General features: G+C 54.1%; 10 protein-coding genes. 2 read left to right on the top strand and 8 right to left on the bottom strand.

What is annotated here, in order from left to right:
• Positions 1-61 precede the first annotated feature (61 nt).
• Positions 62-331, bottom strand: coding sequence for a YrhK family protein (locus MKY74_RS18860; protein ID WP_076166513.1), 270 nt, complete (start codon positions 329-331; stop codon positions 62-64).
• Between the two features lie 325 nt (positions 332-656).
• Here MKY74_RS18860 and MKY74_RS18855 point away from each other — a divergent pair, with 325 nt between their 5' ends.
• Positions 657-2393, top strand: coding sequence for an ABC transporter ATP-binding protein (locus MKY74_RS18855; RefSeq protein ID WP_076166516.1), 1737 nt, complete (start codon positions 657-659; stop codon positions 2391-2393).
• A gap of 81 nt (positions 2394-2474) precedes the next feature.
• Here MKY74_RS18855 and MKY74_RS18850 read toward each other — a convergent pair whose 3' ends face one another.
• From MKY74_RS18850 to MKY74_RS18820, 7 genes are all read right to left on the bottom strand, one after another.
• Positions 2475-2738: an HPr family phosphocarrier protein gene (locus MKY74_RS18850; RefSeq protein ID WP_076166519.1), complete on the bottom strand. Its 264-nt coding sequence runs from the start codon at positions 2736-2738 to the stop codon at positions 2475-2477.
• 3 nt (positions 2739-2741) lie between these two features.
• Positions 2742-4466, bottom strand: a complete 1725-nt coding sequence (gene ptsP / locus MKY74_RS18845) for a phosphoenolpyruvate--protein phosphotransferase (RefSeq protein WP_076166522.1) — start codon at positions 4464-4466, stop codon at positions 2742-2744.
• Between the two features lie 62 nt (positions 4467-4528).
• Entirely contained in the window at positions 4529-5668 is a 1140-nt protein-coding gene (locus MKY74_RS18840; RefSeq protein ID WP_076166527.1) for a mannitol-1-phosphate 5-dehydrogenase, read from the bottom strand.
• A complete protein-coding gene (locus MKY74_RS18835) occupies positions 5665-6102 on the bottom strand; it encodes a PTS sugar transporter subunit IIA (protein WP_076166532.1) in 438 nt (145 codons plus the stop codon). Before MKY74_RS18835 ends, MKY74_RS18840 begins: the two co-directional genes overlap by 4 nt.
• Positions 6103-6107: 5 nt before the next feature.
• Positions 6108-8279: a BglG family transcription antiterminator gene (locus tag MKY74_RS18830; RefSeq protein ID WP_076166535.1), complete on the bottom strand. Its 2172-nt coding sequence runs from the start codon at positions 8277-8279 to the stop codon at positions 6108-6110.
• Between the two features lie 85 nt (positions 8280-8364).
• Complete coding sequence (locus MKY74_RS18825; RefSeq protein ID WP_076166539.1) at positions 8365-9840, bottom strand: PTS mannitol transporter subunit IICB; 1476 nt, start codon at positions 9838-9840, stop codon at positions 8365-8367.
• Positions 9841-10705: 865 nt separating this feature from the next.
• The gene (locus tag MKY74_RS18820; protein WP_076166542.1) at positions 10706-11455 is read right to left on the bottom strand and encodes an SDR family NAD(P)-dependent oxidoreductase; all 750 of its coding nucleotides are present in this window, start codon (positions 11453-11455) and stop codon (positions 10706-10708) included.
• Between the two features lie 138 nt (positions 11456-11593).
• On the opposite strand from MKY74_RS18820, the gene MKY74_RS18815 reads away from it, so the two are divergent.
• Positions 11594-12487 (top strand): LysR family transcriptional regulator, encoded by an 894-nt coding sequence (locus tag MKY74_RS18815; RefSeq protein WP_076166547.1) that lies wholly within the window; start codon positions 11594-11596, stop codon positions 12485-12487.
• The last annotated feature ends 72 nt before the right edge of the window (positions 12488-12559 follow it).

Below are 12559 nucleotides of genomic sequence, written 5' to 3'. Positions count from 1 at the left end.
GGGGTCCATCGCCAAGGACCTGGATTCACATGGCAGCCAGACCTCTTTTTTGCGTAATGACTTAGCGCTGTTTCCAATCGATTTTGCCCAGAATGCGCAGCACGCTGCGGACAAGCATTTGGCAGCTGCCCATGATGAACAGCCACACGCCCGCCGTTTGCGTCGACTCCTGAAAAAACAGCATGCTGCCGCTGATGTAGCACAGCGAAATGATGATGTCGCTCGCGATCCGCAGAACCTTGCCGGGTTCATGGACCACAAGCCGGTGGTGCCGGAACTTGACCACCCAATGCCAATGATGTTCATCCGTCTTAAGCTGCTCAAACTCCATGAGATGATGCCGGATAATAAATCAGCTCCTTTCGTAACACAAAGAGGACTGCCTGCACAGGAGCCCGCATCTTTTTATAAGAAAGTGCGTTTTATTTCATTACCCGCCCCATCCTTCATGAATCAATTCCATGAGCCGTTAGAACGTACCCACACCGCAGTAATTTTTAGATATAGGCAAATTTTACTCCTAAATGGAAATCTGTTCGGATATGATGAAAGTAATTCTTATGGAAAGGGTGTTTTCTATGAAAAAAATCGCCGTCTTACCTACCAACGGGAGGGCGACTATACTTTAACCCTCCTGCATTACGGGAGGAATCCAATTGAATTCCAGAATCAAAAAATTCATTTCCTACTATAGACCCTACAAGGGACTGTTTGCCGCCGATATGGCATGCGCTTTTATTTTGTCGGCGATTACGCTTGTTCTTCCGCTCGGCGTCCGCTACATTACCTCCGAGCTGCTTGACGGTGCTCATTCTGACTCGCTGTCCCAAATCTATGAGGTCGGTGCAGGGATGCTCGCATTGGTCATTCTCCATATTGCCTGCGAGGTGTTCGTGGATTACAAAGGCCACATGATGGGCGCGATGATGGAAGGCGACATGCGAAGCGAACTGTTCGAGCATCTGCAGAAGCTTTCATTCCGTTTTTACGACGAACAAAAAACCGGCCAGCTGATGACCCGGACGACAAACGATATTTTATCCCTTGCCGAGCTGTACCATCACGGACCGGAGGACCTGCTCATCTCGATCTTGAAATTTACCGGTGCGTTTATCATTTTGATCGCGATCGACGCTAAGCTGACCTTAATTGTCTTTCTATTTTTGCCGGTGATGGCTGCGTACGCGTTTTATTATAACCGGAAAATGAATGCGGCTCTGCGAATCAGCCGGGACCGGATCGGGGACATCAACGAGCAGGTGGAAGACTCCCTCGCCGGTATCCGTGTGGTCAAATCGTTTACGAACGAGCACGTGGAGATCCGCAAATTTGCCCGGGCCAATGCCCGCTTTCTCCGGAGCCGGAGCGACGGGTACAAGAGCGAAGCCATTTTCTCCGGCGGAATGATCGGCTTTACACAGCTGATTACCGTGGCCGTTATCGTCTTCGGCGGTGCCGCTATCCTCCACTCGTCGATGCAGCTTCCGGACTTGCTGACCTTCTTTTTATGCATCGGCATTCTGATCGAGCCCATTCAGCGGATGGTGAATTTCGCAAGGCTGTATCAGGAAGGTATGACGGGGTTTGACCGGTTCATGGAGATTTTGGAGGTAGAGCCGGATATCTGCGACGCGCCAGGGGCGGCAGAACTCGGCCATGCCGAAGGCAAGGTGGAATTCCGGCAGGTCTCCTTCAAGTATAAAGATGATCACCGGGAAGTGCTGACCGACCTGTCTCTTACCATCGAAGCCGGCGAATACGTAGCCATCGTCGGTCCGTCCGGTATCGGGAAAACGACGCTGTGCTCCTTGATCCCCCGGTTTTATGAAGTCAGCGGAGGAACCATTCTATTGGATGGCAAAGATATCCGCGGATTAACTTTGCGCTCCCTCCGGCGGAACATTGGCATCGTCCAGCAGGATATCTATTTATTTGCCGGCACAGTTATGGATAATATCCGTTACGGCAACGTGGAGGCGACCCGCGAGGAAGTTATCGAGGCGGCGAAAAAGGCTCATGCCCATGATTTCATTATGGGGCTGCCGGACGGCTATGATACCGACATCGGCCAGCGCGGAATCAAGTTATCCGGCGGTCAGAAGCAGCGGCTCAGCATTGCACGCGTGTTTCTCAAAAATCCGCCCGTGATCATCTTTGACGAGGCCACCAGTTCGCTTGACAACGACAGCGAGCAGGCGGTACAGTCGTCGCTGGAGAGGCTGTCCGACAATCGTACGACGTTGGTGATCGCCCACCGGCTGTCTACGGTCCGGAATGCACAGCGGATCATCGTGCTGACCGATGACGGGATTGCGGAACAGGGAACGCATGAAGAGCTTTTGGCACGGGGCGGCACCTATGCGCATTTATATAACATGCAGCTTAAGTTGTGACCGGCTGCTCCCCTACAAAAAAACCATCCAGTCCAACAGGGATTTCTCCCTGAGGCTTTGGATGGTTTTTGCTGCTTCAGACTATTCTTCGTAAATTTTGGTGAGCATTTGGCCCAGCTCCTGCAGCGCCTGCTCTTCCTGCTCACCGTCGGCTTCCAGCCGGATTTCATCGCCGGCGGCAATGCCCAGGGTCAACAGCCCGAGGGAGCTTTTGCCGTTGGCTTTTTTCTCGCCTTTGAACAGCGTAACTTTACAAGGAAACGTATTTGCCTTCTCTACGAACAGTTTCGAAGGGCGGGCATGAAAACCTTGCGGGTGGATGACGGTAAAAGTTTGGGATACCATAGCTTATGCTTCACTCCTTAGTTGTTGGTTGACAAAATCAAGCACCTCTTGCTGGGTGCTCATGCCGATCGCCTGCTCGGCCAAACCTGCCCATTCCTCTCTGGACAAGCGGGAAATCAGTTCTCTGGCCGGGAGTACGGACGAGGCGCTCATGCTGAATTCATACAGTCCGAGGCCGAGAAGAAGCGGAATCGCTGCCGAATCTCCGGCCATTTCGCCGCACATGCCGGCCCATTTGCCGTGGCGGTTAGCTGCCTGGATCACAAGCTGCACCAGACGGAGAATCGACGGATGATGAGGCTGATACAGATAAGCGACCGATTCGTTCATCCGGTCCGCCGCCATCGTGTACTGAATCAGGTCGTTCGTGCCTATGCTGAAAAAGTCCACTTCCTTCGCCAACACATCGGCGGCGATCGCTGCAGCGGGAATTTCGATCATAATGCCGACTTCAAGCGTATCGGACACCTTCGTGCCCTCCTGCTCGAGCTTGGCACGTTCTTCCGCCAGAATCCGCTTCGCCTCACGAAGCTCACCCAGGACGGCGATCATCGGGAACATAATGGCTAGCTTGCCGTGCATGCTGGCCCGGAGCAGCGCCCGAAGCTGGGTGCGGAACAAATCCTCCTTATCCAGGCATAAACGGATGGCCCGCTGGCCCAGAAACGGATTCATCTCTTTCGGCAGCTGCAGGTAAGGCAGCTCTTTATCGCCGCCGATATCCAGTGTACGGATGACGACGCGCTTGCCGTTCATTTTCTCCAATACATGCTTGTAGACGGAATACTGCTCTTCTTCGGAAGGGAACGAGCTGCGTCCCATATACAGAAATTCGGTACGGAACAAGCCAATGCCGTCCGCCCCGTTCGCCAGTACCTTCTCCAGATCGTCAATGCCGCCGATATTGCTGGCCAGCTCCACTTGAACGCCGTCAGCGGTGACCGACGGCCGGTCCACATAGCTGCGCATGCGGGTCTTATACTCTTCATATTCTGCCTTACGAGCGGAATATTCGAGGAGCTGCTCCTCCGACGGATTGACGATGACCTGCCCGGCCGTAGCGTCAAGAATGATCATATCCCCCGTCCGAATCGCAGAAGCATCCGCACCGGTCCCGACGACGGCAGCCAGCTCCAGGGAGCGGGCCATGATAGCGGAATGCGACGTCCGGCTTCCGATCTCCGTGACGAAGCCCCGGACGAATTCCAGATTTAACTGGGCGGTATCCGACGGGGTCAAGTCTTTGGCAATCAGAATCGTTTCGGCGCTCAGCTCGGACAGCGCGCTGTGCTCCCGTCCCTCCAGCTTGCTGATGACCCGTCCCGTGATATCCTTAACGTCTGCCGCGCGTTCCCGCAGCATCTCGTTATCCATGGACTGCAGCGCTTCGATGATGCTGGAAGCCACTTCGTACAGGGCATATTCCGCATTGACGCCGTCGCTCTCAATCTGGTCCAGTGTCGTGTCGATCAGGTCCGGGTCGTCCAATAGAAACAGGTGAGCTTCAAAAATCTCGGCCTTCTGCGGTCCAAGCCGCTCCAGCGTCGTTTCCCGGATCCGGTCGATATCAGCCTTGGCCGCATCCACGGCGCTGCGAAGACGCTGTTGCTCAGCAGCAGGATCGTCGACCTTTCTCTGCTGCGGGATGGACTCCTCCGCTTCCAGCCGGTACGCTTTGGCAATGGCGATGCCCGGTGATGCGGGCACGCCGGTCAGCAGTTGGCTCATGGGCCATACCTCCTTATTTTACGTTGGAATTCATCTATCGTGAACATGCTAGTTTCGATCGATTATTGATGATTGTAGGCCTTCAACACTTTCTCGGTCAGCATATGGTCTGGATCCAGGCCGCTTACTTCGGCAAAAGCCTGGCGGACGCCTTGATCCGCGATCAGGCCCTGCAGCTTGACAGCCTCCGGATCTTCCGCGAAGTCGAATTTAAGAGCCAGCGCCATAACCTCGGTCAAATGCTCGAAAGCACCGCCCTGCTCCCAGGCACGAAGCGCCGGCCGGACCAAGCGGTCATCCGGGGACAGCTTACGGATCGGCGACCGGCCGACCCGGACAACCTCGTCGCTCAAATACGGATTACGGAAACGGTCCATGATCGTGCGGATATAGTTCTCATGCTCCGCAGGATCAAAACCGTAAGCACGCACGAGCATGCTTCCCGTTTCCTGAAGGGCACCGGTAACCAGCCCGGCGACTTCCTCGTCCTTCATCGCTTCCTGGATGGTCGAATACCCTTTCCGGTATCCGGCATAAGCCGCGCTGCAGTGACCGGTATTTACTGTGAAAAGCTTGCGTTCAATATACGGAATCAAGTCGTCAACGTAATGAACGCCTTGGATTTCCTGGGAGCCGGAGAACATTTGGGATCGATTGATCACCCATTCGTAGAACGGCTCCACCGTGACAGCTAGCGGATCCTCATGATGCTGCAGCGGCACGATACGGTCTACCGCAGAATCCGGGAAGGCTGCAAAAGAAGCCGCTTTTTGCTGCTCTTCGAGCGACAAATGGCCCATGACGTGTTCTCTCAGCTGGGTGCTGGCGCCGATGGCGTTCTCGCAGGCAATGACATGCAGCGGAGCTGCTCCGCGTTCCATCCGAAGCTTCAAACCAGCTGCAATCCCCGGGGCGATATGTTTCAGAATGTTCACTCCTACAGCCGTCGTAACCATATCGGCGGAAGCCACTGCTTCTGCCACCGCTGCGGGATCCCGGCCGTCAATGGCGTTCACGCCCTCTACCGGGATTTGCTTCCCGCTCTCGTCGGCAATGGTAACCGTGTAAGAACCGCGCTGCTGGATCGTTTGCACCAACGACTCGTTCACATCGGAAAATACGACCTCGTAACCCGACTGCGACAGCAGCAAGCCGATAAATCCCCTTCCGATATTGCCTGCGCCGAAATGTAGAGCCTTCATTCTTCCATCCCGCTTTCAAAGATGCTCAAAATTTCCTCGGCGGTCTTCGCCGTACGGATGCCTTCCATGCTGTCCTCATCCGAGCAAACCATGGCGACGCTGGTCAAAATGTCCATATGCTCACCGTTCTGGGCGGCAATCCCGACGACGAGTACCGCCGGCTCATCCCCGCCAAAATCGACCCCATCCGGAATTTGCAGCACGGCCAGTCCGGTCGACTTGATCATTCCTTTGGCTTCGTTGGTCCCATGGGGAATGGCCAAGCCTGCGCCCATATAAGTGGACAAGGCGTTTTCGCGTTCAATCATCTTATCGACATATTCCTGTTCCACATGTCCGGCATCAACCAGCATTTGTCCGGCAAGGCGAATGGCCTCATACTTGTCGGATACTTTAACGTTCACTCGAATTTGATCTGCGGATAAAATACTCATGATGATCACTCTCTTTCCAATTTGTTTTTTAAGTATGCGCGGAGATGGGCGGACATTAGTTCCCTGATGCGCCCTTCATCCCCCTCCGCAAGGGCTTCAATCATATCCGTGTCCAGCAGTGTTGCGCTGATTTCGCTCAGCACCTCCAGGGTTTCCCGCTCGAGCTGCCGCGGAGCCAGCATCAGCAAAAAGCGCGACAGCTCAACGTCACCTGAGTCATCCAGCCTGAGCCGCTGATCCAGTTCAAAGAGCATCAATGCCGGCCGTTTCACCGCATCGCTGCGCGTATGAAACAGCGCCAGCTCCGTGCCGGGAATCAGCTGGGTCCCGTGCTGTTCCCGCTGCAGCAGCAGAGCTGCGACTGCTTCCGGATCCAAAATCACGTCCCTGAGCACCGGCGCTGAGCAGGCGGCAAGCAGCCATTGATCAAGGCTCGGCTGCCCTTCGATCCGCAGCGGCAGCACGCGAAAAGCTTCCAGGAGCTCGATGCTTTGCTGGAGGGTTTGGTGCAATGAACGCAAGCCGTCAATATCGGCTGTGCCGGCCGCTTCCCGGCGTCCGGCAGGCCAATCTCTCAGCTCAGGTGCCAAATCCTCCAGTAATCCCGGCAGCGGCTCGGCATCCGCTGATAACGCGTCCGGCAGGGGCTTCACGCCGCGGTGCCGGATATAATCCCGGAGCTTCTCCGCTTCAGACGGGGTAAGCAGCGGGCTCAGCTTCAAATATTGTTCCTCCGGCAGCGGCAAATCGACGGTACTGATGATCAAATCATAGTCCGTTCTCGGTATCCTTGCGGCCTCATACCATGAAGCCTGTTCGACGATTTGGAGCTGCGGAAATTCTTTACGCAGCCGAACTGCCAGCATTTTCGAAGAACCGATCCCGCTCGTGCATACGATCACCGCTCGCATATGCTGAGGGATCTGGCCGATCCGCTCCCGCGCGGCTCCAAAATGCATCACCAGAAAAGCGATCTCCTCGTCCGGGATGCGGACGGAAGGAAAAACGGCGTCAGCTGCCTGCCGGACCAGGCCGAACAGCTCGGCATAGTCCTTGCGGATCGTATCCAGCAGCGGATTCCGGATCCGCTGCCCTGCTGTGATTCGTTCCATCGCCGCTTTCAGATGCATGAACAAACCGTCCCGAAGGGAGCGGTCAGCGGTGTAGTCGTTCGCATCCAGTTCCCTCATTTTACGGATGAGCGACCGGACGGTCCCGGCAAGCTCCAAATCGTCCGCCGGCAGCATTCCTGTCGAATGAGCCAGAGCTCTTTCAAGAAGTTCTGCGGTATACCTCATTTCAGCAAGCGGATATTCCATTTTCAGAACTTGACCCAGCTCATCGCATAAAAGTTTGGCAGACTTTAATTTATGGTCTTGAGCCGGCATAGCGGATGGCCGGTCAAACCGCCGCAGATTGATGAGGCGGTCGGCTTCCGCTTCAGTGACCGTGATGCCCTTGCGAATTCGGGCTGCCGCGATGGACAACCGGATCAGCAGATCGGTATAGGCTTCCTCACTGAAGGATTCTTCCTGATGCCGCTCCTCCCACTTCCATAAGGTTTCTTCGATCACCGAAATGCGGTCCGCCCCGGCCATTGAGGCGATTCGGGCATCCACAGGATGATGCGGATTCTGCTCCGAGTACCCGATAAGCGACAAGTCATCCAGCCGGAAGCGGACGAGCGTACGAATCGCCTCGCGGATCAGAGGCTCCGAGCCGGTAATTTCCACTCCATAGCCTCGCCGGCGGATCAGCAGCAAGCCTTGTTTGCCGATCCAGTCGGTCAAATCGTCCAGATCCGCTCCTACAGTCGGTACCGTGACCTTCATCTCGTGGGCAAGCGTAAACAGCTTCACCGGTTCCCGCGAACCAAGCAGCCGGGCAAGGAGGTATACCTGCCGCTCATCCGCCGAATATTCGATCTCGGCGGGCATGAGCAGCTCCGAGCGGACTTGTTCCATTTGAGAAGGGTCACCTTCTACACTGAGGCCGGAACCGGCTTTCCGGTGAAGCGTAATCCCGTGCCGATGCAGATAGCTCTCGACCGTGTCCAGCTCCCTGTGCACCGTCCGCGGGCTGACCCGAATGCTGCTGGCGATTTCGGCAACCGTACTCTCCGAAGGGCTGCGCAGCAGCAAATCCAAGATCTGTCTTACACGGTGTGACAATTCCATGCCCCTTAGCCTCCATAACGACCGCAAAAGGCGCTTGGATGCCGGCCCATATGCCCGCATCCATTCGCCTCAAGCGTTTTTATAGTTATTTCAAGCGTTCGACAAGCTCGTCATATTCCGGACTCTTCAGGAAGTTGTCGATGGAAATATGCTCTGCTTGCGGCGCTACGCCGCGAGCACGGTCTGTCAACGTTTTATGCGTGACAACGATATCCGCGTCGGACGGAATGTCACTGATCGCCGTGTTCGTGACCTCGATCGGCGATCCGGCGGCTTTCATCTTCTTGCGAAGGATGGAAGCGCCCATGGCGCTGGAGCCCATGCCGGCGTCGCAGGCGAAGACGATTTTATGAACCTCGTCTTTGCTCTTCTGCCCTTCAGCCGTGCTTGCCGCCGAAGGAGCCGTTGCTTCTTTCGCCCCATCTGCCGCAGCGGCCGCCGCAGCAGCCGGAGTTCCTGCAGCTTTCATGTCTTTCATACGTTTCGTTGCTTCTTCAAGATCGTCCTGGTCTTCTTCCGTCTTCTTGCTGGTTTTCAGCAGAAGCGCAGCCACGACGAAGGATACGATCGCAGCGGTGATGACCCCGCTCAGTACGGGTAGGATTTCCCCCCGCGGCGCCATGGCCAGGTAAGCGATGATGCTGCCCGGAGATGGCGGGCCGACGAGTCCCGCGTTCAGCAGCGAGAAGGTAAATGTGCCTGTCACGCCGCCGGCCATTGCCGCCAGAATGAGGCGTGGGTTCATCAGAATGTACGGGAAGTAAATTTCATGAATCCCGCCAAAGAAGTGAATAATCGCCGCACCCGGTGCGGATTGACGGGCGGATCCGCGGCCTACGATCATGTATGCGAGCAGGATACCGAGTCCGGGACCCGGGTTCGATTCAAGCATGAACAGGATGGATTTGCCTGCGGTCTGCGCTTGTTCAATCGCGATCGGGCTCAACACCCCGTGATTGATAGCGTTGTTCAGGAACAGCACCTTCGCCGGCTCGATCAAAATGTTGACGAGCGGAATGAGGTGGTGGTGAACCAGAAACTCAACGCCGGAGGAAAGCACGTTGGTGACGGCTTCGATGATGCGTCCCACGATCGAATATGCGATCAGGACGAGTACGCCGCCGATAATGCCGAGCGAGAAGTTGTTGACCAGCATTTCGAAGCCGGACTTGATTTTGCCTTCGACGGCTCTGTCAAACTGTTTGAGCACCCAGGCAGCTCCTGGACCGACGGCCATCGCGCCGAGGAACATCGGAATGTCGGTTCCGATAATGACGCCCATCGTGACCAGGGCGCCGATCACGCCGCCGCGCTGCTTGTGCACCATCGTACCGCCGGTGTATCCGATCAGCAGCGGGAGCAGGTACTTGATCATCGGGTCGACCAGCTTCGCGAGATACTCGTTTGGAATCCAGCCGGTCGGTATGAACAGTGCCGTGATCAAGCCCCACGCGATGAACGCTCCGATGTTCGGCATGACCATGCCGCTCAGGAAGCGCCCGAATTTTTGAACTCCGACCCGGGCGGCACCGGATGCGGAGGAAGATGTGGATTGCGCCATGAGGATAACCTCCTTGTAAACTTTTGTCGAACGGTATTTTGCAATACGTCGTTCGTCCTATATCCATCCTAGCCGACATCAACCTGACACTCAATAAAATGAAAACGCTATATTGTCAGGAGCCCTGATGACAAAACTTTATGAATCCCGCCTAAACCCTTGATGTATCAGGCTTTTGCAGACCCGGTGAGGATGGCGTGCTGGGGAAACATACGGGCTAAGTTCACTCCGTTCAGCTGTGACTGCATTCGTTTAATCTGTAATTTTCCAAGATTAAGTTTTCCTTTCTGGAACCTGATCATGGGTAGCTTTTCCCATTAAGTGGACCTGATTCAGAAATTACCGATTTTTCACAAAATAAGAAAAACGTCTATCGACGTACCTTCACAGAAGACAGACCGCGTCTAAAGGAAGTTTTTCTTGCAATATCAGGGAGCCATGGCTCTGGAATTTATACATTCTGATATTATAAAAAAAACGTCTATCGACGTACCTTCACAGAAGACAGACCGCGTCTAAAGGAAGTTTTTCTTGCAATATCAGGGAGCCATGCCTCTGGAGTTTATACATTCGGATATTATAAAAAAAACGTCTATCGACGTACCTTCACAGAAGACAGACCGCGTCTAAAGGAAGTTTTTCTTGCAATATCAGGAAGCCATGGCTCTGGAGTTTATACATTCTGATATTATAAAAAAAACGTCTATCGACGTACCTTCACAGAAAACAGACCGCCTCTAAAGGAAGTTTTTCTTGCAATATCGAAACCATGGCTCTGGAGTTTGTACTTTCTGATATTAAAAAAAGCGCCCTGGTATAGGGCGCTAGCGTGCGTATGTGTTGGCCATATCCGGCATGAAAGATGTCATCTCCCAAAAAGCCATCCGCCATTGACGTTCAGAATTTCTCCAGTGACATAAGATGCATCCGGCGAAATCAAGTATAAGACCGCGGCAGCTACCTCGTCCGGCGTCCCCGGACGCCCGGCGGGAATATTCGGGATCAGCTGCTGCAGTTTATCCTCACGGTGGCCAAAACCGGTATCCGTAATCAAGCCTGGAGCCACGGCATTCACCGTTATCCCTCTGACGCTCAGCTCTCGGGCTGCAGCGTACGTAAGACCATGGAGCCCGGATTTCGAGGCGGCGTATGCCAGTGATCCGGGGCCGCTTCCACCTGTAAACGCCCCGATCGAGCTGATATTGACGATCCTGCCGCCCGGACTTGCCAGGTATGGCGCGGCGGCAGCCGTCATCAAAAATGCCCCCTTCAAGTTCACGCCAATAATGTCATCCCAGAACCGTTCGGAATCTTCAAGAGGCACTCCGGTAGAAACGGCCTCACCCATGAACCCCGCATTGTTAATCACGATATCTAAACGTCCGTTTTGGTGGACTACCTCCTCGACGGCCCGCTGTACATCTTCACGGCGGCGTACATCCGCTTGTACCCATGAAGCGCCTTCGCCAAGCCGCTTACATGCTTCCCTCAGGGAAGTTTCGTGTCTCCCAAGGATCATGACACCGATTTCTTCTTGTATGAGCCGTTGAGCAATCGAGAATCCGATTCCACTGCTTCCGCCAGTTACGATCGCTGTACGTTTCATTGGAGTCATCTTGATCACCTTTCCTTTCGCCATGTGTGTGACATTGGATGAATTCTATTGTAATATCAATCCGATCATAAGCGAAATATCGGTTTTATATTTCTGTAATAAGTTTTACTTATTAAAAAAGGGACTTGGAGGATCTTTATGGAACTGCGGCAGCTCAAATATTTCGTCACTTTGGCCGAGGATCTGCACTTCGGACGTGCAGCCGATCGGGTGGGAATCGCCCAGCCTGCACTTAGTCAGCAGATTCGCCACCTCGAACAAGAACTAGGCGGGGCCTTGTTTATCCGTACCAAACGAAGTGTTTCCCTGACAGCGGCCGGAAGTTTATTTTATGAGGAAGCGAGAAACTTGCTCCAGCACGCGGATCGTGCCGTGGACAAGGTTAGACGCGCATTTTCGGGGATGATCGGAGAAATCAGGATCGGATTCGTAGAATCCGCAACTTGGGACATTCTTCCTCAGGTCATTTCGGCGTACCGTCAAAAATATCCCGAAGTCCAAATCAAACCATGCCATTTACATTCATCTTCCCAAATCGAAGCTCTGTTGGATGGCACGCTTAGCATCGGTATTACAGGCATTCCCGTGAACGAGCCGCTTCTTATGTCATACTCCATCCGGAGCGAGCCTTTCTGGGTCGCACTCCCTCCCGAACATCCTTTGGGTAACCGCCATACTGTGCATATCGGCGAATTAAGCAGGGAATCGTTTATTACTACCAACCGGGAAGTAGGAAAGGTTTATTACGATACCATGATTCAAGTATGCATGGAGGCAGGGTTCAGTCCAGCCATTGTTCAAACGGCCGACGAAATGCATACGTTGTTGTCGCTCGTTTCATCGGGTCTTGGCATTGCCCTGATTCATGAATCTGCCCGGCATTTGCGCACCGATCTCGCATATAAGCCAGTACTTGGAGTTAGCCAATCCGCATACAGGATGTCTTTTGTATGGAAAAAGGACCCCATCTCTCCTCTTCTCCGAGGCTTCCTGGATACCATGCAAAAGCTCTACCCGCAGCAGGATCATTAATTTGGGAAAAAATAGTTTGCAGCGCTTTACATCGATAACTGTTTTTGTTACAGTTTATTTGAGATATACAAC

This window comes from Paenibacillus sp. FSL R5-0378 (assembly GCF_038009285.1).
GTDB classification, from domain to species: domain Bacteria; phylum Bacillota; class Bacilli; order Paenibacillales; family Paenibacillaceae; genus Paenibacillus_AQ; species Paenibacillus_AQ favisporus.
This window is presented reverse-complemented; position numbering and strand designations above follow the sequence as displayed.